The following is a 22,324-nucleotide window of genomic DNA, read 5'->3' on the forward strand; positions in this document are numbered from 1 at the left end:
TTATTTTTTAAAAGATAATACTATAGTCGCTCCTTTTTTAAATTCCTCGGGTGTTTCAAAATCACCTTCATTAGGGAAAATCACTCTTCCGTTTTGAGCCTCCATTATTTCACTTGCTATGTGAAGACCAAGCCCCATACCGCCCGGTTTTGCAGATACAAAAGGTTCAGTAATATCATCTGTAGGAATTAAAAAACCAGTACCATTATCAGCCATTATTAGGTATATAAATTTTTGATCTTCGACAATATCTATGAATATTTTCTTTGTGAAAACTTCTTTCTTTTCGGTTGAAGAAAAAGATTTTTGGTCTAACCAATAAATAGCGTTGTCAATTATATTCATAATTGTTCCTATTAAAAGGTTTTTAGCAATCTTAAGTTTATTATTTCCTTTGAATAATTTGTATTGCTTGATAATATCTACTTTGTGCGACATCAATCTATATTCAGTATTGAATAATGCTTGATCAATAAGTTGAGAGATATTTTCTGATGTCTGGTTTGATTTTCGAATTATTTCAGCATAACCATCTATCAAAGAGGACAAATGTGTAACTAATTTTAAAACTCTATCAGAGGCATTTTCACTTTTCAGAACTTTTTCTACTTCATAAAGAATTTTTTCTACTTCATGAACAACTACAGACATGCTTAAACCTGCACCGGCAGCTTTAAGTAAATTTTCACTTACTCGTTTATAATCACTCTCAATCTTATTAAGGTATTTTACAATTTTATTTTTTACTTCACTATCTTTAATTTTTTCCTCAACATAAATTTTAGCTTCGCTTAATGTTGATGCTAACGGAGCTGATTTTGGAGTTGGACCATACACTTCTTTTAGTTTTTTTTTATCGGTATGTCTTAAAGTTTCTACAATTTCCAATGAATGAAGAATAGCATTTCTGAAAAATTTGTAAGCATCATCTTCTATAAAACCTTCTCTGTTTGTCTTTTCTATTAAAGCAGAACTGTCTTTTCTATCTAAATAAACAGCTCCTAAAATTAAATTGTTACTAATTGCTTTAGTTGGTTGTTGAAATCTTCTAAAGTCTAAATTTAACCAATCATTTTCGGGTTCTCCATAATCATATACTCTTAAACCATCACGAAACACTTTTACACCTCCATTAGATTTTAAGTACTTTTTAAAACCATCTTTATCAGAGACACCCATTTTTAAAAGAAATGGATCTTGGTCAAAAACATATCCTTCAAAAATCACCTTACCAATATTATAATTTGAAAGTGAAAAAGTTTCATCTTTTCCATTTTCATTTTTATATTTCAAAGTTTTGAATGCTTCAATTAGTGAATCATTAATTGCTACTTCTCTTGGGTAAAGTTTGGTCATAGTTGTCCATGGAGTAAAAGCATATTCAAAATCGGTGATAGAGTTACCTTCTATCGTTACCTTAAATCTGAATAAAGAATAATCTTTAACGTCCTCCCAATTTAATAATCCATCAAACCACTTAGGCTTGTCAATTATATCAAATGAGGGTTTAAACGAGTCATTATTTTCGAATGGAGATGCAAGCGCAGTAATTGAGCGTTTTATTTCACGTGCAATTCCTCTTTCCCATTTCTTTCTAAGCTTACTGATAATAATATTTGTACCTGTTTTTCCATTTTTAAAATGTACAGGGTTTGAACGCTCAACTATAGTTATTGGGACTTCTTCTAAATATTTATAATTATTAAAATCGTCCCAATTTATCTTAACATAAACTTCATTTGAATCTTTAGATTTTGTCGTAAGTTCAATTGTATTACCTAATTTATGTACACCAAATCTACCAATACCTTTTTCACCAATAGGGAGTCTATTGTATTTTGGAGAAGTAATATTTTGTTTTATTAAATTATTTTTAAAATCAGCTCCAGGTTCTAACCAAACATTTTCAACAATTTCAGGACTCATACCAAAGCCATCATCTTCAATTATTATTATACCCTGATTTGGATCATCTACATTTTCCATGTAAATATCTACTTTATTAGCATCTGCATCGTAGGAATTTTTAACTAATTCAACTAAGGCAATACTTTCGTTTTTAATGAGTTGATCTCCTAACTGTATTAATAATCTAGCTCTTGGTTTAAATTTAACAAGAGATTCTTTGTCGCTTTTGGTTATATCTGCCATAATAATTCTTTCATTTTTTTAGCAATAGCATAAGCCATTAATGGAGGTACCGCATTACCTATTTGTTTAAATGCTGCCGAACGTGAACCTTCAAAATAAAAATCATCTGGGAAGGATTGCAACCTTGCCGCTTCTCTTACCGAGATTGAACGACATTGTTCTTCATCAGGATGGATGTAGTAATGCCCATCCTTTGCAATATGAGCTACAACAGTATGTGAAGAACCTGACCCATTAACAACTTTGTACCTGTCAATAAAAGAAGATTCATTTTTATGAGTTTTAAGTTCTTCAGGTAAATCAGGATACCTCAACCTAATAGCTTGATTATTCCATTTCTGTATAGCCGTTTTATATATAGCTAAATCTCTCTCATTATGAGGACGAGATATATGTTGCGTTACAAAATCAATCCCGTTTCGTAATTCGAATTTTTCAAGATAACTATTCTTTTTATTCTTGTAATTTATGAATTGGTATCCCTCACCAGGCTTTAATTCTGGTAAATCTTCAAAAGCATCATTTACAGTATATTTCTTTTTTGTTTTGACGAAATCAGGAAAGCCGAAGTCAGCTTCTTTTTTCCAACCAACAATAATAATTCTTTTTCTTGCTTGAACTACTCCGTAATCCGAAGCGTCTAGAGTGTCGTGATATACTTCATAGCCTAATTTTCTGAAATATGCTTTTAGGTTTTTGAAATGTTGTCCTTTATTAGCGCTTAATAATCCTGGGACATTTTCAAAAACAAATGCTCTTGGACTATATTGTTTTAAAAACCTACCATATTGTATGTAAAGTTTATTTCTCGGATCATTTTCTATATTATCCTGATGCCTTCCTAAAAGTGAATATGCTTGGCAAGGAGGGCCTCCAATTATTAAATCTATCTCTTGATTCTGAGGATTAATTTTTTTAAAAATGTCTTTTATAGAATTGTCGTCTATTTCAATATTTATAACCGCATTTAGGATTTCATCTGGGAAATTTTTATAAAATTCTTCCCTGGTTATTTCCTTTTTTATATAACTGTAATATAAGTTTAATTTTTTCTTTGATTTTAGATAATGATAAGCGGCTCTTGTTTTAATTGTATAGCAAGCTTCTTCATTCATCTCTATATGAGCAACTGGTATATATCCTGCTTTAACGAATCCCTCTGACATTCCAGATGCTCCTGCAAATAAATCTATGAAATTTAATTTTTTCATTTTAGTTTTTCAATTCAATATTTCCAAATAATTTTTCAAGAATTTCAATTGGAGAAATGTCTAGTGCTAGAGAAATGAGATATAATTCTTCTGCTTTAATTTTGGTTTTTTCATTCCTACTAAGCTCACTTAAACGGGAAGAACTGATTCCAGTTTTCCTAGCTATTTCAGATTTATTGACCGATTTATGCTTGAAATATTTTCCTAATTCTGTCATTGAAATTGGATTTGGTAACTCAAATGTAATTTATTAATTTTAGATTTTCTAAAAAGAAATCCCTTTAAGCTAAAATTTTTTATTGACAACTCAATTTTAAAATTAAGACCCGACAATACAAAAGAATCATTTTTTTCCAAATTTGATTTACTTCCCAAGTATCTTTATTAAAATAAAAAACATTGATTAAGAACAATACGACCACAAAAAAAGATGCCTACGCATCTTTTTTATTTGTTGTTTTGAAATTCATAATTTCTGACTCAGTAATTTTATCATATTTTTTAGAAAAATCTTTCAATTCGTAACCCATTGCTTTTATAATTCTAAATAAAGTAAAAGTATTTGCGCTTTTTTTAGCGTTGAATATATCAGATACTGTAGCTTTACGTACGTCAGAATTATCAGCTATTTCGCTATAACTTGTATTTATTTCTTCACTAGTTATATTATCTTGAAGAATTTTTTTACTATTATCTAAAAGTTTATTTAAACTAATAGCAATTTTAATTTTTATATTTTCTTGAGTCTCTTCCACACATGCAAGTAAGGTTAAAGAAAAAAAATATTTGTTACGCTTTGGCGTACCGAATTAATTTATTATATTTGAACTGTTTACATTTACTTTTATTAGTAAAGTTTATTAATTTTGCGATTCTTCAACTAAAATATTTGAAGCATTCGCTTTGAATCTCGAACAGAAAACTGGCGTTTTTAAAACCACGAGAGGATAAGTAAGATGCTCACGTCATTGGCGTGGGCTCACTTATTGTGGTTGGTGCCGCCAGTACCTCTGTTCGATAAGCTGAGTTCCGCGCTTTTTTTATGCAAAAACTTACCTTTCATTCTTAGCTACTTGCCTAATATTTTTAAAGTTTCACATTCAAAAAAAGAAACCTTTTAAAATATTGCCTATGCTTTAAATAAAATCTTCTTTATGACCATTAAGCCGTTTACTTAATACATAAAAAATGGCCCTCTAACGCAGCGACTAACTAACATAGAGGACCGTAGCTAACAAAACTGATGTTTCATTTAACTAACCAATATTATGAATAATATTTCATTTTACTATCGGTGCAGGTCACTTTTATGCCTATTTTTTTTAGGTTTTTGCCTGCCAAACCCTACCCTTTTTGCCAAATCTTTAGCCCTCAACCGTTTGCCGCCCATTATTATTTCGGGTACGGTAACTGACGGTTCCAACCCATTGCCCGGGGTTTCTATTGTGATTAAAAACAACAAAGCCGTTTCTGCCATTACTGATTTTAGTGGAGAATTTAGTATTTCTGCTCAAGCTTATGATACGCTAATAGTTTCGTTCATGGGTTTTAAAACGGCAACTATTCCTGTGAATAATCGAAATTCAATTGCTATTACTCTACAATACGATACTACTACGCTTAAAGAAGTTAGGGTGAATGCAGGTTACTACTCGGTAAAAGAGAGTGAACGAACTGGAAGTATTGCCCGCATCACTGCCAAAGACATCGAAACACAACCCGTAACCAATGTTCTCGCTACCATGCAAGGTCGTATGGCAGGCGTTAGCGTAACGCAAACCACAGGTGTTCCTGGAGGTGGCTTTGAAATTAAAATTAGAGGACAAAATAGCCTTCGGTCTGATGCTAATGCTCCGTTATATATTGTTGATGGTGTACCTTATGCCTCTGATCCTATTGGATACAATCAAACGTCTACCATTTTACCCACTACTACTAGTCCGCTAAACAATATTAATCCGGACAATATTGCCAGCATTGAAGTTTTAAAAGATGCCGATGCTACGTCTATTTATGGTTCAAGAGGTGCCAATGGTGTAGTGCTAATCACAACCAAAAAAGGAAAGGTAGGTAAAACCGAATTTACGATTACTGCCGCTACAGGAACGGGAAAAGTAACCCGCTTTTTGGATTTGATGAATACCACTCAGTATCTTGATATGCGCAAGAAAGCATTTGCTAATGATGGGATTACTCAATACAACGATTGGGACTATGATGTTAATGGAACGTGGGACCAGAACAGGTATACTGATTGGCAGAAAGAACTGCTTGGCAAAACGTCGCAAATAAATGATTTTCAGGGTACAGTATCTGGCGGATCTGAAAATACGCAATTTCTTTTCAGTGGTAACTATCATACAGAAACCACTGTTTTTGCTGGAGATTTCGGTTACAAAAGAGGAGGCGCTCAATTTAATTTAAACCACCACTCTGAAGATGATAAATTTCGTCTGAATTTTTCAACGAATTATAACGTACAAAATAATAATCAGCCTGCTTTTGATTTTACCTATGATGCCCGTTCACTTCCGCCCAATGCCCCCGCTCTCTACGATGATGCTGGTAATTTAAACTGGGAAAATGGAACTTGGGACAATCCGCTACGTTACCTTAATGCAAAATCGTTAGCCAAAACGAATGATTTGATTGCGAACACGGTACTATCTTATGCCATTTTACCTAATGTAGTGATTAAAAGTAATTTTGGTTATACAGATCTTAGCACTGTAGAAACGCGCACGAATCCCTCCACGATATACAACCCTGCTTACAATATTTCTAGTGCAAGTTCTTCTATTTATACCAATAATACGGGTCGCTCGTCTTGGATAATTGAACTACAAATTACCTATGAAAAAGAACTAGGTTCTGGAAAATTAGGAATTTTAGTAGGATCAACTTTTCAAACTCAAACTACAACCAGACTTTTTCAGTCAGGAAACGGTTTTAGTTCTAACAGTTTAATTAACAATTTAGCCTCTGCTTCTTTTGTAAATGCGCTGTTAGATGACGAAACAAAATACAAATACCAAGCATTTTTTGGGCGGGTAAATTATGACCTACTGCAACGCTACATTATAAATGTTACCGCACGTCGTGACGGTTCTAGCAGGTTCGGACCAGGCAATCAATTTGCCAACTTTGGAGCCATTGGTGCTGCATGGTTGTTTTCGAAAGAAAAATTATTGGAGACTAGCTCTTGGTTGAGTTTTGGAAAATTGAGAGGAAGTTACGGAACCACAGGTAACGATCAAATTGGAGATTATCAATTTTTGAATACCTACGTTACTAATGGCATTCCATACAATGGAACGGTTGGATTAGAACCTGCTCGCCTATACAATGCCGACTTTGGATGGGAAACCAATAAAAAATTAGAAGTTGCTATGGAATTAGGTTTTTTAAGCGACCGAATATTTACCACTTTTGCTTGGTACCAAAACCGATCTTCCAATCAACTAGTTGGCGTTCCGCTTCCTGGTACTACTGGTTTTACCTCATTACAATCTAATTTGGATGCGACCGTCGAAAATACTGGTCTTGAATTATCGCTACGCACTTCTAATATTGAAGCAATGAACTTTAAATGGGTGACGAATTTCAATATTAGTTTCGAGAAAAATAAGCTACTTGCATTTCCAAATTTAGAAAGTTCTACCTACAATCAAAGCTATCGCATCGGTGAACCATTAAATATAAGATTGCTTTATAAATATAACGGAGTCGACCCTCAAACTGGAGTGTTTCAATTTGAAGATTTGAACGGAGATGAAACAATTTCCGCCCCAGAAGACAAACAAACCGTAGTAAACCTGAATCCAGAGTATTATGGTGGAATCGAGAATCAATTATCCTATAAAAAATGGAAACTTGCTTTTTTATTCCAATTTGTAAAACAGAAAAATTTCTCGTACCCCATGGGTTTTGCAGGACAAATGTCTAACCAACAAACTCGAAAATTGGACAGTTGGCAAATGCCCGCTGATGTAAACTCTTATCAAATATTTACAACTTCGTACGGCAGTGATGCGGCCAACGCTGAATATTTGTACAGTGAAAGTGATGCTGCTATTGTGGATGCTTCTTTTATACGATTGAAAAATATTTCACTTACGTACGATGTTCCTATACAAATAAAAGATACCCAATTTAAAATTACGCTGCAAGGACAAAACCTTCTGACTTTCACAAAATATGATGATGGTGATCCCGAGTTCACCAAATATGGTTATCTCCCTCCTTTGAAGATAATTACTGCCGGAATACAATTAATTTTTTAATTATTTGACCATGAAAAAAACACTTGAAAACACTGCAATCTTTTGTAAAGCCATTATACTGCTGACTTTGCTAACGGTACTACTTTTGCAATCTTGCGAATCCTTTGTAGAAGTCGATTTGCCAAAATCACAATTAAACAGCCCAGCTGTATTTGAAGAATATGCAACGGCAAATGCTGCCACAACAGATTTGTATTCTAAAATGAGAGACAGCGGATTCCTGACTGGTTCTAATTCTGGGTTATCTAGTCAACTCGGAAATTACACCGACGAAATGGTACCCTATGGCTTACCTTCCAATACCAGTTTTAATTTTTATTACAACAGTATTCTTCCCACATCACCCGACATGTTAGAATATTGGAATTCAACTTACAATCAAATTTATAGTGCCAACGCTGTCCTTGAAGGACTTTCAAAAAGCACTGCTTTAACTCAGGAGCAAATGAAGCAACTTACTGGTGAAGCATTATTTGTAAGAGCGTTGTCGCACTTTTATCTTGTAAATATTTATGGTGCCATTCCATACATAGTAGCAACTGACTATACTCAAAATAGTGCGGTAGCTAGAACTTCAATAGAAGAAGTTTATAAACTACTTACTAAGGATTTAGAAACAGCTGGTGAGCTATTGACAGAGAATTACAATAATGGTTTAAGAGTTCGCGTAAATAAATATGTGGTTAGAGCCTTACTGGCAAGAGTCTATCTCTACAGTGGCTCTTATGCCGAAGCTTCCAACGAAGCTTCGGCACTGCTGAACCAAACTGATTCATTTCAGTTAGAAGCGAATTTAGATCAAGTATTTTTGATTGATTCTCACGAGACTATTTTTCAACTGCAGTCTGCAACAGCAGGACAAAATACTGCTGAAGGATTACATTTTATATTCGAAAGTGGACCGCCACCATCTGTAGCTTTAAATGATAATTTGGTCAATGCATTCTCCACAGCTGATAAACGCAAACAGAGTTGGATAAGATCCGTCACTGACGGAAATTCAACTTGGTTTCATCCTTATAAATACAAACAACAGGAATTCACACCTAGCTCAGTAGAGTATTCGGTTATTTTTCGCTTAGCCGAACAATACTTAATAAGAGCTGAAGCGAGAGCACAACAAGGCGATTTAATTGGTGCTAAGGAAGATCTAAATAAAATTAGAAATCGTGCCGGTTTAACCAATACAACAGCTATTGACGAAGAAGACATACTTCAAGCCATTCTAACGGAACGGAGATTGGAACTTTTTTCAGAGTTTGGCCATCGCTTCTTTGACTTAAAACGGTTTGGAAAACTTGATATGCAATTATCAGCTATAAAACCCAGTTGGAAAACCACCAATGCCTTATTTCCTATCCCTCAAAATGAGTTGAATGCAAATCCCAATCTGCGACCACAAAATCCTGGATATTAAAATAGTACAATTATGTTGACAAATAGTCCAACTTATAGAAGATTATACCCAAGGGTACTGAATTTACCCCCATTTTTAGTTTTAGTTCTTTTATTTATTTTGCCATTAGTAGCCTGTCCCTTATGGGGGCAGGTGGTGCAAAAAAAAGAACTAGCTGCTGCTGATTATCATTTATGGAGTGAGTTGAATATCAATAAAATTTCATTGGATGGCAACTGGGCAAGTTATAATTTAACTTATGAAAATTATGTCGATACACTATTTGTACAACATATAAAGTCTCCAAAAAAAAGATATGCCTTTCCTCGTACGGAAAGCAGTCTTTTTACAATAAATAATTTTTTTCTAGCAAAGAGGTCAGATACTTTGTTGATCACAAACTTAAAAACTGGAGAACAAGAAGTTATTCGACAAGTAAAACAATACCATTATTCTATAAAAAATGATCTTTTAATTATTTCAACGCAGACCGAATTACAACAAAATTTATTGACAATTAGAACGCCTTCGGGAAAAATAGAAAAAGAAATTAAAGGTGTAAGCACATTTTCAGTGAGCCCAAATGAACAAGGTTTAATTTTTGGAGCAGAAACAAATAAAGAATTTTTAGTAGCGAGTCTAAATCTTAAAAGCCCTTACAATCAAAAGATTATAATACAAAATAATAAAAATGAATTTGATGGATATTCCTGGCAAAAGGACGGAAAATCAGTTGCTTTTTTTACTGCAGCAGAAAACGATTATATAGAATCACTGTTTTACTATAATTTTAAAAAAGAAAAATTATACGAACTCCCTTCTATTAATACCACGTTGGCAAAAGATAGTTTATTAATTCATGATAACCCGCAGCTTTTGATTTCTGATGATTTACAAAGAGTATTTTTTAATGTTACAAACAAGAATAAGTATTTAAAAAACGATTCAAAATCGGATGTAGAAATATGGAATGGAAATGATCAATGGGTCTATACTGATGAGAATATGCATGGTCAATATGAGATAGCCATCAAAAATGCTTTATGGATACCTGAAAAAAATCAAATAAAACAATTGACAACTGACGAACTCCCCAAAATTTCTCTTACGGGTGACAAAGAATTTGCTATTTTATCTAACCCAAAGGATTACGAACCTCAATTGGAATACAATTCTCCTAGAGACTATTATTTAGTAAACTTAAAAACATTTGAAAAGCGTTTATTTTTAGAAAAACTACCTGCTAGTAAAGGAAATATCTTTACGTCACCCGGAGGTAATTTCATTGCTTATTTCAGAGACAATAATTGGTGGGTCTACACTATTAAAGAAGATAGACATACCAATATCACAAAAAATATTGACACAAAATTTACTTCTAAAGAAGAATTATTTACACGAGAAAGTGTCCGCGGCAATCCAGGGTGGACTACAGGAGATAATGAAATTCTACTTTACGATCAATACGATATTTGGCAAGTGAAACCCGATGGCAGTTCTAGTCGAAGGCTGACTCATGGGAGAGAATCAAAAATAAAATTTAGCATCGTTAACATTCCTCTTAAATTACATTATTCTTCGATTTTTGATGACAATCATGTTGAAAGCTATAACTTAAAAAAAGAAATATATTTGCGTGGAGATGGAGCCGATGGAAAATCGGGTTATTTCACATGGAATAGTGATTCAAAGGAACAAGCTATCATTTACAGCGATTCTTATATAGACCAACCATTTTACAGTCCTGTAAATCACAATTTGATTTTTCGAGAACAAAAATTTGATCTATCTCCGCGATTAGTTACGATCAATAAATTAGGTGTAAGTGCTCCATTTATTCAAAGCAATCCGCAACAGAAAAATTATTTTTGGGGAAAAGCTGAATTACTAACGTATAAAAATTCAGTTGGAAAAGAGCTTAAAGGTGTTTTAATCTATCCCGCCAATTACAATTCATTGGAAAAATATCCGATGATTGTTCATATCTATGAATTAAAATCTCAAGAATTACATCACTATAAAAAACCAAGTTTGCTAAATGAAAATGGTTTTAACGAAACTAATTTTAATACGCAAGGTTACTTTATCTTTTTACCAGACATCATTCATGAATATCAAAATGTTGGTAACGCTACAGTTGATTGCATTAAATCTGGAGTTGAAAAAGTTCTAGAGAAGAATGTTGTTGATCCGGAGCGAATTGGTCTTGTAGGATTTTCGTTTGGCGGATATGAGACGGTGTTCACAATAACACAAACAGGTCTATTTAAGACCGCTATTGCTGGAGGCGCATTCACCGATTTGAATAGTTTATATTTTACACTTAGTAGAGGTACAGGCAAACCAGAAATGTGGCGCTTTGGGAGCACCTACTTTATGTTAGAAAAAACGCCTTTTGAAGCACCCGAACTCTATAATGCTAGTTCTCCCCTATTTCATGTAAAAAAAGTTAAAACACCATTACTTTTATGGACCGGAAAAAATGATCCGCAAGTGGATCCACGTCAAAGTATGGAATTTTACTTGGGGCTGCGAAGATTTGGAAAAGCCACCATAATGCTACAGTATCCAAATGAAACGCATGTTGTTTTAGACCCAAAAAACCAGATAGATATTAGCAAGCGAATGCAAAATTGGTTTGATTATTATTTAAAAGATATGCCATCTACATGGATTGTAAATGGAATAAAATAAAAGCAAAAAAACAATGCAGTTTCAAGTTGAAACTGCATTGTTCGCTTATAAATCTCTAATGAGAATTATTAAGGTCTGTACAACTGTACATCACAATTCCCTTGAGCATTTTTACCAAAAGCCTGCGGTCCAGAGGTTATACCTTGGCGACAAACAGGGTTGGTACTATTAGTGCTACAACTGACTTCAATATTACACTTATTTTGCGCACCTAAGGTGTAGCCAATTGGCGCCACACTACTAGATGCATTTTGCATTGAAGTGGTTGCAAAAGCTCCTGAAATTCCCATTGCAATTACGGCAAATGGAGCGATGTTTTTTAAAAATAATGTTTTCATAATATTAAATATTAAATTAAACTTTGATCTACTTTTTTCTACAGGTTTTCGATCTTTTTCCTGATACTGGCCAGTATATTTTTATGTCTTAAAACCTTTAACTTACTTGACATCTATTTCGTTTTTTAATATTGGTTGAATTTCATGCATTACTAATTGATCTCCTATGATCGCGTATAAATGATTTGCTGTGACAAAAAAAGATTGAAGCTTTTTCTGTCCTATGGCATAAATTGGAAAACTCATCAAGTATTTATCTTTTTGGTAATCATATACATCAATAATAAATGCCTGCTCCCAAAGTGTATCATTCTCATATTTGCCCTTAATAGTAGAATGTACAAACAGTAAGTTTTTAAAAATAACGGAGTGTCGATTTACCATTTGAGCAGGCGCAGCCATTGTTTTTACTTGTCCATTTTTGAGGTTGGCTACTTTAATTTTTGCAACTGAATTAGTGTCAATTGTATTTCCTATCTGGTAGACTTTTGCATTGTTGTCTGCCACTACATATTGATTGCGGTAATAGTAGAGGTAAACAAATTGCTTCAAGTTTTCTTCATAGAGTAACATGCCATCTGTATCAAAAACACCATCAATCTGCTGCTTCAAAAAATCGCCATTATAAGTAATCTTTGATAGTGAATTAGCACTATAAATACCTAAAACACTTGTTCTATTCTTTCCTCGGCTACTTCTAAATAGAAGGCGGGAACTATCGATAGGCTCTGCTAAATTAAAATAAGGCAGCTCTTTAAACTCATCTTTAATTACCCAATCAGAAACTGTTCCTTTAAAAACGGCTGGTACACTACCATCAATTAAATAAAAATAATTACCACGTACTAATATTCGTGCTGATGAAAAAAGCATCTCTTTATGATTAAAAGAAATAGTAATTGGTCGCTCATCTTTTAACTTGGAATCCAAAGAAATTAAATGCAGAGCATCGGTATAGTTCCCTAAATAAATTCTTCCTTTTTTAAATCCAGAAAAATAATAGGAATTAAATTTTAAATCTTTCGTATATGTCATCTGAATCGGATGTTGAGGATAACGCCTTATAAAAGGATTTTCAGAATGCATTATCTTTTCAGAATGTAGAAATAGCACAATCATCAGTAGTGCACTAAGCACGATAGTAATCAATATTTTTTTACAAAAGAGTTTGATAGTACTTAAAAATAATTCTTGATTACTTTTTAATTGAATAAATAATGCAATAGCCGCAAAAAGCACAAAAATCAAATTAAATATCAGATGTGTATTCCAACTCATTTTTTCTAAAATACCACCACAAGAACAAGGAATAAAAGAACTAAAATGTAACACTATAAAAATGTAGACAGTAAACATTGTCATAAGACTTAAAGCACAGAATAAACCTAACGTTCTACATACTGGGATCATTAATAAAATAACGATCAACAATTCAAGAAAAGGTACTATCCACGAAATCCACCAAGCAAAAGCACTTAGTAATGGAGATTGTCCCAATTGCACTTGAAAGTTTTCAAAATCAAGAACTTTACTCACAGCTGCATAAACAAATAAAAGAGCAAAAAGAAGACAAATTATTTCAACGATTAAACTTTCGAATGGGCTTTTAAATTTCATAATAAAAAATTTAAATTATTCTTAAATGGATCTCCTAGTATCCTACAAACACTTTACAAAGCTATCGTTGTAATTTGGTTTAGTACCTATCAAAATAAAGCCAAAATGTTTCTAAATCAGGCAATCTTCATTGTTTGTGATCGTAAAAGCGTAAGCCTTTCAAAAAAAATATTTCTGGAAGGCTTACGCTGTAATAATGAGTGTCCAATTTTTACTTACAACTCGCGCTGAGAACAGATAATTTTTCATTGAGTTCTATTAAGCCTGCTTTATGCAAACAATCAGCAGAAATGGTTTTTAAATCATCTATACCCTCTTGAGACAATTGTAATAAAAGATCTTTGGAATTATCATTGTCCTTGTCAAGTCCTTTGTTAATTACATGACTCAATAACAATACATTTTTGCGTGAAATTTTTAAATCAATCTTCACCAGTTCACTCATGCCAGGGATACTGAGTACCGTATCAAAAACCTTGGCCACATCATTTGTTGTAATCATAATTTACGCATTTAAAAGTTAGAATTTTTCTCTAGTAAAAGTATAAACAATAGCGCTTTTGAACCTTGTCATAATTTGCTTGGGATTGCACAGCTATTTCTTGTTCAATACTTTAGATTAAAATTTTAGAGAGTGAATTATAAAAATCATTCTGAAGAACATTTAAGTTAGCGTCAAGGCTAACGGCAAGATGTCCGGTTGTATCACAACCGATATCTTGCTGCCCCATACTCGGAACTCGTGGGCAGGGCTTCTTGAAAGATTATACTGTAAATACTAAATAAAAAGATGATGAAAGACGTGGGTAAAAACAGAACAAAATGGTTGCATCTCAGATTGAAAAATGAAGAATACGAGCTATTACATAATGGATTTAAAAAATCCATCTGCAGAAAATTAAGCGAGTACGCTCGGAAAAACCTACTCCAAAAACCCGTTGTTTTAAAATACAGAAATGAATCTATGGATGAAATGATACTCGAATTAATACAGCTTAGAAATGACTTAAATGGTATTGGAAACAATTTCAACCAATCGGTAAAAAAGCTGCATACTATCAGTGATTTTCCTGAATTTAGAAACTGGATTCTCGCACATGAGGCAGAAAGAGATCTCATTTTTACCGCCATTCATCAAATACAAAATCAAATGCACTTACTTACCAAAAAATGGTTGCAATCATAAAAACAGGAACTTCAATTAGAGCAACGGTTCTCTATAATGAAAATAAAATTTCATTAGGAGTGGCGCAGTGTCTTGGTGGAGGAAATTGTTCTCTGGATTTGAATGCATCTACTGCTAAAAACAAACTTGATTTTCTGCAAAAACAACTGCAATTAAATGAAAATGTTACTAGAAATAGCGTTCATATTTCCCTCAATTTTGATCGCTCGGAAAATGATATTTCAAACGAAAAATTAGTGGCCATTGCCAATGCGTATATGTCTAAAATTGGTTTTGAGAAACAACCTTATATACTCTATCGACACGAAGATGCGGGTCATCCACACATTCACATCGTATCTATAAAAGTACGATCTGATGGAACACGAATTGACATACATAATATTGGCAGAAACCAGTCTGAAATCGCTAGAAAAAGCATCGAACAACAATTTGGTTTAGTGCCAGCCGAAAGTCATAAAAAAGAGCAACAATTGACAGAAGAGATACTTTCTACTCCCAAAATAATTTATGGAAAAGGAACAACTAAATCTGAAATACAGAAAGTCTTAGCAGTAACAATCGGCACTTATAAATACACCAGCATTCCGGAGTTAAATGCAGTACTCAATCAATACAACGTACAAGTGGATCGAGGGGAAGAAAACTCACACCTATTTAAAAACAATGGACTACTGTATCGAATATTAGATGCATCAGGAAAACCCATTGGAGTTCCCATCAAAGCCAGTCTTTTTTATAACAAGCCAACATTATCGAATTTGCAACAACGCTTTGAAAAAAACAAAGTAGATCGCACCAAATATAGAAGCTATGTCAAGAACGAAATTGATAAAGTATTGTTCAAACCCATTGATTCGATATTTCATTTTAAAAATAACTTAAAGAACAAAGGAATTCATACTGCCTTACGAACCAATGCATCGGGAATAGTCTATGGAATTACCTATGTCGATCACCGCATCAAATGTGTATTTAATGGAAGTGATTTAGGGAAAGCCTATAGTGCCAAAGCAGTTCTAGAACACTGTAAAAAAATGGAAGTTCCTACTTTTGAAAACGCGCTACAAAACATAAGTCCTTCTCCCAACAAAAGAAAGAATTTTTATGATACAAAAGCTCCTTTTGATCCAATGGAATATCTAAGAAACAACTCTTCATCAAGTTCGGTATTGGAGCTTTTATTACACCCCGAAGAAGCTTTGAATTATGTGTCTAAAGACTTTAAAAAGAAGAAAAAAAATAAACGCAAACAGCAGGCACCGAATTAACAACTCTAAATCATTTAACATGGCTATGCAAACTGGAGAAAACGAACAAGCACTTCGCAAAATTTTAGACATGACCCGTCTGATAAGTATTGTTATATTACTACTGCATTTCTACTATTACTGTTTTAGTGCCTTTGAAAAATGGGGAATTGAAAATGTATTTATGGACCGTATAATGACCACGATTTTTAAAACAAATTTGTTTTCGTTTTTTCTAAAGTCAAAATTAATCGCTCTAGGATTATTGACTATTTCCTTGTTAGGTGCTAAGGGTAAAAAAGACGAAAAAATGAACTGTAAAAAAGCAGCTTATTTAATTTTAATTGGACTGCTGCTTTTCTATGGTAGCGAATGGATTCTATCTATTGAAATCGATGTAAATTTCACTGCTATTCTGTACGTAACTGTTTGTTCGATTGGTTATCTTCTAATTCTTTCAGGTGGTATCTTACTTTCCCGGATTATATCTCAAAAACTCAATTCTAATGACATTTTCAATACAGAGAACGAGACCTTTCCACAAGAAGAACGCTTACTGGAAAATGAATATTCAATCAACTTACCGGCTCAATATTTCTTAAAAGATAAAGTCAGAAAAAGCTGGATTAATATCATCAACCCGTTTAGAGCTTTACTGGTCTTGGGAAGTCCTGGATCTGGTAAATCGTATTTTGTAATTCGGCACGTTATTACCCAACACATTCAAAAGGGATTTACGCTATTTGTCTACGATTTTAAATTTGACGACCTCTCTAAAATTACTTACAATGCCTATTTAAAATACAGAAATCTATATAAAATACCGCCGACATTTTATGTAATTAATTTTGATGATCTGTCTCGAAGTCATAGGTGCAATCCGCTTGATCCTGCCGCCATGTTTGATAGTACCGATGCAGCCGAAAGTGCCAGAACCATACTAATGGGGCTTAACAAAGAATGGATCAAAAAACAAGGTGATTTTTTCGTTGAGTCTCCTATCAATTTTCTAACTGCAATTATCTGGTTCCTGAAAAAATACAAAGACGGTGAATTTTGTACGCTTCCGCACGTAATCGAACTCATGCAAATAGACTATGATGATCTCTTTAGTGTTTTACAAACCGAAAAAGAAATTGAAGTACTCATCAACCCCTTTGTAAATGCGTACCTAAACGATGCAGTAGACCAGTTAGAGGGACAAATTGCATCGGCTAAAATTGCATTGGCGCGATTGTCTTCTCCGCAGCTATATTATATTTTATCGGGCAATGATTTCTCACTGGATATTAATAATCCACTAGCTCCAAAAATAGTTTGCATGGGTAACAACCCACAAAAAATACAGGTTTATGGAGCCGTTATTTCGCTCTATGTCAACCGGCTTTTAAAATTGGTAAATACCAAAGGCAACCATAAGTCAAGTTTGATATTTGATGAGTTCCCAACTTTATATCTAAACAATATTGACAGCCTTATTGCGACAGCTAGAAGTAATAAAGTGGCGACTTGTCTCGGAATTCAAGATAGCAGTCAACTCCGTAAAGAGTACGGAAGAGAACTTGCAGACGTGATTATGAATATCGTTGGAAATATTATTTCAGGCCAGGTGAGTGGTGACACAGCCAAACAATTGTCTGAACGTTTTGGAAAAATAATGCAAGACCGACAAAGCTTGTCTATCAACAGTGGTGATACTTCTATCAGTCGTTCAAAGCAACTGGAAGCTGCCATTCCACCTTCTAAAATTGCAACTCTCAGTTCTGGCGATTTTGTGGGTATGGTGGCAGATGACCCCACTTGCAAAATAGTACTCAAAACCTTTCACTGCTCCATTCAAAACGATCATGATGCTATTGCAAAAGAAGAAGCCCATTATGAAGAAATTCCTATTATTAGAGAAATAGATACCATGAAAATTCAGAAAAATTACTTGCAAATAAAACAAGATATTGTAGAGATCGTTGCCGCAGAGATGCAACGAATTGAAGAGGATCCATTGCTCTTTAAATTTAAAAAGAAAACATAGAACTTACTATAAGACCATAGTTGATTAAAGTCTTTTGCTAAAAAAAAGACAAAGTTTAAATCATAAAATAACGTTGCAAAATTCTTAAAAAAATTAAATACACTTTTCTTTTTGCTACTTTTGCAGATTCTTTTTTTTTATAAAAATCACTGCCATGCATGCAAAAAAAATTGATCTATCTCGCTTTTTAGAGGCACAAAACAAAATGTATCTTACTGCCTTTAATGAATTATCGCAAGGCAAAAAAGAAACACATTGGATGTGGTTCATATTCCCGCAATTAAGAGGCTTGGGTAGTAGTGAAAATGCTGTTTTTTATGGGATACATGATCTCACTGAAGCAACTATTTATTTGGAACATCCAATACTAGGGAAACATTTAGAAGAAATGGCGGCACTTTTATTAACATATAAACATAGAGCCATTGAAACCATTTTTAATGAATTAGATACACGTAAACTGCGCTCTTCAATGACATTGTTTAGCCAAATTCCCAATGCCTGCCCTTTATTTCAAGAAATAATTAGCGTTTTTTTCTTTGGATCTAATGATCCATTAACAAGCGATTCCATAACTGCTAGTACTGTTTAAACAAACATTCCTAATAAAGTCCATAAAAATTTATCCCTTTAGTTTCAAATCGATCCTAAGGGGATTTTTTTTTACTCAAAATTTAAAATGTGACTGCACTACAATTTTTTTAATCTAGGCTTCTTTTCTGTTCAATAAAAAACGAGGGTGAAATTTATCCAAATAAACGAACAAAAAGGGCAGCTAAGATAGTAGTCTTGCCAGAGTTGGTGCGCATAATGGGCTGCGCTTCCCTTACCCACCCTACGGGACTTATAGCACCAACTGCATGCAAGTCTACTGGCATCTTGCTTTCTTTTTTTCCGTTTTTTCTTTGGAAAAAATGTTGTAAAAAAAAATAGTTTGTAACCTTTAATTCTTTATATCATGGCACATCAAATTCATTTCAATGAACAAACACAGAAACATGCTTTCTTTTCTGTAAAGGAAAAAGCATGGCACAATTTAGGTCAAATAGTATCGGACTACCCCACTAGCCAAGAGGCTATTAAATTCGCTGGTCTGGATTATGAGGTTATTAAATTACCGCTGTATTCCAAAACCGAACTAGGACAAACTTTAGAAGTCCCCAATTTTCACAGTACTATTAGAACTGATACACAAATTGTTTTAGGTGTTGTGGGCAAAGACTATGAAATTATACAAAATAAAGATGCCTTTTCTTTTTTTGACTCCATCGTCGGTGGTACGGGAATTTTATTTGAAACAGCTGGTGCCCTAGGAAATGGTTATGGAAAGTAAACAATAATGTAAAGTAGAATATGGCTAACCATTACTTTTGTGATAATTAAGACATTCTACTTTACATTATATCTTATTTAAAATTCTTGAGCCATTCTAAAAGATTTTCATTTTTAATCCATATCGGGGCTTCTTTTTTCACAACACCAACATATGCCATTTCTATTGCATCTCGTTTTTGTTTAGAATCAATCTTAGCATAAACTTCGGTTGTTGTTACTGATTCATGCCCAAGAATATCACGGATATAAATTAAGTTGACACCCGCTTGTAATAGATGCATGGCTTTTGAATGCCTTAACGAATGGCAACTGATTTTTGTTGGTATGAGCACAGGATTTTCCTTCCTTGCCATTGAGGCATATTTCTGAAGAATATGTGTAACACCTGCCCTTGTTAGTTTTTCTTTACGGGTATTACTAAACAAAGGGTACATATTGGCATAATCTTCAAGCAAAGAGTTCTTTGACATATAATTTTTCAGATGGATAACTTCTTCGTTCATTAATGGAACTATTCTGGCTTTGTTTCCTTTTCCGACTATTTTAATTGTATAAGGTTTGTTTAGTCGTAAACTAAAAGGAGTTAGATCAATAATTTCCTGCACTCGTGCACCTGTATCGTACATCAATGCAATCATCGCTAGGTCACGAATACCCTTACTTGTAGATAGATCAGGTTGGAGCAATAGAAGTTTTATACCATCAATTGTCAGATAATTAATAGAACCTTTATTTGTTTTTTTAACTTTGATTGATAAGATTCTTCGACATTCATCTATTTGCTCAGGCCATTCATATTGAACAAATTTAAAAAAGGAATGCAATGCTGCTAGTCTTACATTACGTGTTGAAATACTACACTTTCGAACCGTTTCCAGATAATTAAGAAAATCATCTACACATTTTTTTGTAAGGTCGCTAAACATCAGCTTTTCAGGTCGTATCTTTTTTTCATTTTCCATAAACGAGATTAGCAAAATAAATGTTGCTCTATAAGATGTAATAGTATTATAACTCATACCTCTTTCTGCTGGCAAATATTTAGTTAGAAAGTCTGCAAGACTTTTAGAAAAATCAACTGTTTTCATAATTGTCATGATTATATAATTCAGGGAATAAAAATGGAGATATATTGTTAACCTTAGTAAGAATAGAAGGGTACATTTCTGATGTCAACCGAACATATGCATTCGTACTGGCAATTGATGTATGTCCTAAGTAAGTAGAAAGAATTGGCAGGGAGTAGTATAAATCAATATCGTCTTCTGCCATCTTAGCCAAAGAATGAACACCGAAAGTATGTCTTAGATGATGCAAATGTGGTCCCTGATGCTTTCCTTTATGAGGTATTCCAGCCTGGAATAAAATTTTTCTAAACCAATTGTACACTTTGTGACTATCACAACTATCACCGTTCGGGTGCACAAACAGTAAATTTGTATTTCTCCTTAATGGAAAATGCTTTCTATGACTCATATAGTCACTAATGATCGCTGTTAATGATGCAGAAAGTGGTATCAGTCGGTCTGTTCCATTCTTTGTATTCCGAACCACGACATACTGTTCTTGAAGATTCACATCGGTACAGGATAGGGACAGCGCTTCCCCCAATCGTAAACCGCAACCATACAGTAATCTTAGCAAACATGGCAGTATCATGACTATTGAGTTATAACGAGTACTTTTTGTTTCTAAGTTATCACATGCAATGAACAAAGATTCTATTTCCTCTTTCGTGTAGATATAAGGCGTATATATATTCTTTATTTTCGGTAAAACAGGAAGAAAGGAAGAGTAATTCAATGTTGTTAAGAAAGAAGAAAACGCCCTGATAATTTGTATGCGATTGTACCATGTTTTATCTGATTCATTCGGACGTCTGATGCACCATTGTTTACAAAGTTCCTTGGAAAGTCCAATATTTAGCTCTTCACGGGTAAGCACAAGTTGATCGAACTTTGTGAATGCATATTCGATATTATTGTATTTATATCCAAGACTTCTCTTTAATGCTATAAACTCTTTGATAAAAGGTCTGTAAATGCTGTAATAATAGACGTTCATGATACAAACCCTCCTTTCTGTTGATAAAATATTGAAGGGACTAAAGAAACATCAAGTGCACATTGTCTAAGTTGGTTTATATCAATACGCAGGTAAGGCATTGTTGAAGATGTATGACCATGTCCCAAAGCTTCAGATATAACAGGGAGCGATGTTTTATTTCCGAGAAGTTCACTTGCAAAGCTATGTCTCAGTGCATGTGCCCCATGTTTTCTTTCTTTAAGAGAAATACCTGATCGATGAATATAAAATCTGGCAACACGAGAAACATCTTCCGCTGTTACTTTTTTATATGGCGATAACTGTTGAAGGAAACAGTGACTTTCATCAGAAACCGCACGAGCATATTTTAAATAATCTATAATTGCATTGCCTATCTCTGGCAAAAGAGGTAAAGTAATACTCTTTTTTGTTTTAAACTGCGTAAATGTAAGGATGTGCTTATCCCAATCTATATCTTCAAACTTTAATCCCGCAATATCAGAAACACGCATCCCTAATTTAATCGCCAACAAGATCATAGCGTAATCCCTTTTTCCTGATGAATTAGACCTATCTATAGACTTTAGTATCGATTTTATTTCGTCTATGGAGAATGATGATGGAAGCTTGGGTTGTTGTTTATAATTAGTGCGTTGTATTATTTTAGACCAGTCTGTGCTAAAAACCTTTTCTTCATAAGCATACTTAAGAAAACCTTTAACAACTCCCAATGTGGAATGGTTAACCGACACAGTACTGGGATTAAGACTCTTAATAAAGAAAAGAAT

At 33.7% G+C, this 22,324-nt stretch carries 18 protein-coding genes and 1 pseudogene; 8 read left to right on the top strand and 11 right to left on the bottom strand.

Annotation, left to right across the window (positions count from 1 at the left end; genetic code table 11):
- The 4 genes from ACRASX_RS14960 to ACRASX_RS14975 all read right to left on the bottom strand — a co-directional run bounded on the left by ACRASX_RS14960 (position 1) and on the right by ACRASX_RS14975 (position 4,117).
- Entirely contained in the window at positions 1–2,151 is a 2,151-nt protein-coding gene (locus ACRASX_RS14960) for an ATP-binding protein (protein WP_432221813.1), read from the bottom strand.
- Positions 2,139–3,362, bottom strand: coding sequence for a DNA cytosine methyltransferase (locus ACRASX_RS14965; RefSeq protein ID WP_432221814.1), 1,224 nt, complete (start codon positions 3,360–3,362; stop codon positions 2,139–2,141). Before ACRASX_RS14965 ends, ACRASX_RS14960 begins: the two co-directional genes overlap by 13 nt.
- A 1-nt stretch (position 3,363) precedes the next feature.
- Positions 3,364–3,579, bottom strand: coding sequence for a helix-turn-helix domain-containing protein (locus tag ACRASX_RS14970; protein ID WP_432221815.1), 216 nt, complete (start codon positions 3,577–3,579; stop codon positions 3,364–3,366).
- A gap of 217 nt (positions 3,580–3,796) precedes the next feature.
- Positions 3,797–4,117 (bottom strand): helix-turn-helix domain-containing protein, encoded by a 321-nt coding sequence (locus tag ACRASX_RS14975; RefSeq protein WP_432221816.1) that lies wholly within the window; start codon positions 4,115–4,117, stop codon positions 3,797–3,799.
- A gap of 624 nt (positions 4,118–4,741) precedes the next feature.
- Here ACRASX_RS14975 and ACRASX_RS14980 point away from each other — a divergent pair.
- Genes ACRASX_RS14980 through ACRASX_RS14990 form a run of 3 tightly spaced genes read left to right on the top strand, consistent with a single transcriptional unit; the run spans position 4,742 to position 11,735 of the window.
- A complete protein-coding gene (locus ACRASX_RS14980) occupies positions 4,742–7,645 on the top strand; it encodes a SusC/RagA family TonB-linked outer membrane protein (protein WP_432221817.1) in 2,904 nt (967 codons plus the stop codon).
- Positions 7,646–7,655: 10 nt separating this feature from the next.
- Positions 7,656–9,062, top strand: coding sequence for a RagB/SusD family nutrient uptake outer membrane protein (locus ACRASX_RS14985; RefSeq protein ID WP_432221818.1), 1,407 nt, complete (start codon positions 7,656–7,658; stop codon positions 9,060–9,062).
- 12 nt (positions 9,063–9,074) lie between these two features.
- Positions 9,075–11,735, top strand: a complete 2,661-nt coding sequence (locus ACRASX_RS14990; RefSeq protein ID WP_432221819.1) for an alpha/beta hydrolase family protein — start codon at positions 9,075–9,077, stop codon at positions 11,733–11,735.
- 68 nt (positions 11,736–11,803) lie between these two features.
- Here ACRASX_RS14990 and ACRASX_RS14995 read toward each other — a convergent pair whose 3' ends face one another.
- From ACRASX_RS14995 to ACRASX_RS15005, 3 genes are all read right to left on the bottom strand, one after another.
- Positions 11,804–12,073 carry a hypothetical protein gene (locus tag ACRASX_RS14995; protein WP_432221820.1) on the bottom strand — a complete coding sequence of 90 codons (270 nt, stop codon included), beginning with the start codon at positions 12,071–12,073 and terminating at the stop codon, positions 11,804–11,806.
- Between the two features lie 102 nt (positions 12,074–12,175).
- Positions 12,176–13,690 carry a MauE/DoxX family redox-associated membrane protein gene (locus tag ACRASX_RS15000; RefSeq protein ID WP_432221821.1) on the bottom strand — a complete coding sequence of 505 codons (1,515 nt, stop codon included), beginning with the start codon at positions 13,688–13,690 and terminating at the stop codon, positions 12,176–12,178.
- Between the two features lie 211 nt (positions 13,691–13,901).
- Positions 13,902–14,192 carry a hypothetical protein gene (locus tag ACRASX_RS15005; protein ID WP_432221822.1) on the bottom strand — a complete coding sequence of 97 codons (291 nt, stop codon included), beginning with the start codon at positions 14,190–14,192 and terminating at the stop codon, positions 13,902–13,904.
- A 288-nt stretch (positions 14,193–14,480) separates the two neighbouring features.
- On the opposite strand from ACRASX_RS15005, the gene ACRASX_RS15010 reads away from it, so the two are divergent.
- From ACRASX_RS15010 to ACRASX_RS15025, 4 genes are all read left to right on the top strand, one after another.
- Positions 14,481–14,876: a plasmid mobilization protein gene (locus tag ACRASX_RS15010; protein ID WP_432221823.1), complete on the top strand. Its 396-nt coding sequence runs from the start codon at positions 14,481–14,483 to the stop codon at positions 14,874–14,876.
- Complete coding sequence (locus tag ACRASX_RS15015) at positions 14,861–16,147, top strand: relaxase/mobilization nuclease domain-containing protein (protein WP_432221824.1); 1,287 nt, start codon at positions 14,861–14,863, stop codon at positions 16,145–16,147. The genes ACRASX_RS15010 and ACRASX_RS15015 overlap by 16 nt, the downstream gene beginning before the upstream one ends.
- A gap of 25 nt (positions 16,148–16,172) precedes the next feature.
- Positions 16,173–18,155, top strand: a complete 1,983-nt coding sequence (gene mobC / locus ACRASX_RS15020) for a conjugal transfer protein MobC (RefSeq protein WP_432223096.1) — start codon at positions 16,173–16,175, stop codon at positions 18,153–18,155.
- A 154-nt stretch (positions 18,156–18,309) separates the two neighbouring features.
- On the top strand, positions 18,310–18,747 hold the full coding sequence (locus ACRASX_RS15025; RefSeq protein ID WP_432221825.1) for a DUF1810 domain-containing protein: 438 nt from the start codon (positions 18,310–18,312) through the stop codon (positions 18,745–18,747).
- Between the two features lie 154 nt (positions 18,748–18,901).
- On the opposite strand, the gene ACRASX_RS15030 is transcribed toward ACRASX_RS15025, so the two are convergent.
- Positions 18,902–19,033, bottom strand: a complete 132-nt coding sequence (locus ACRASX_RS15030) for a hypothetical protein (protein WP_432221826.1) — start codon at positions 19,031–19,033, stop codon at positions 18,902–18,904.
- Positions 19,034–19,113: 80 nt separating this feature from the next.
- Here ACRASX_RS15030 and ACRASX_RS15035 point away from each other — a divergent pair.
- Positions 19,114–19,476, top strand: a pseudogene (locus ACRASX_RS15035) (DUF932 domain-containing protein); the annotation flags it as partial.
- A gap of 85 nt (positions 19,477–19,561) precedes the next feature.
- Here the strand turns inward: ACRASX_RS15035 and ACRASX_RS15040 are convergent.
- The 3 genes from ACRASX_RS15040 to ACRASX_RS15050 are packed head-to-tail and all read right to left on the bottom strand — an operon-like array spanning position 19,562 to position 22,267.
- Positions 19,562–20,578, bottom strand: coding sequence for a site-specific integrase (locus tag ACRASX_RS15040; protein WP_066305865.1), 1,017 nt, complete (start codon positions 20,576–20,578; stop codon positions 19,562–19,564).
- Entirely contained in the window at positions 20,565–21,554 is a 990-nt protein-coding gene (locus ACRASX_RS15045; RefSeq protein ID WP_432221827.1) for a tyrosine-type recombinase/integrase, read from the bottom strand. The genes ACRASX_RS15040 and ACRASX_RS15045 overlap by 14 nt, the downstream gene beginning before the upstream one ends.
- Entirely contained in the window at positions 21,551–22,267 is a 717-nt protein-coding gene (locus ACRASX_RS15050; RefSeq protein ID WP_432221828.1) for a site-specific integrase, read from the bottom strand. The genes ACRASX_RS15045 and ACRASX_RS15050 overlap by 4 nt, the downstream gene beginning before the upstream one ends.
- Positions 22,268–22,324 lie beyond the last annotated feature (57 nt).

This window comes from Flavobacterium sp. TMP13, from assembly GCF_050847115.1.
Taxonomy (GTDB): Bacteria; Bacteroidota; Bacteroidia; order Flavobacteriales; family Flavobacteriaceae; genus Flavobacterium.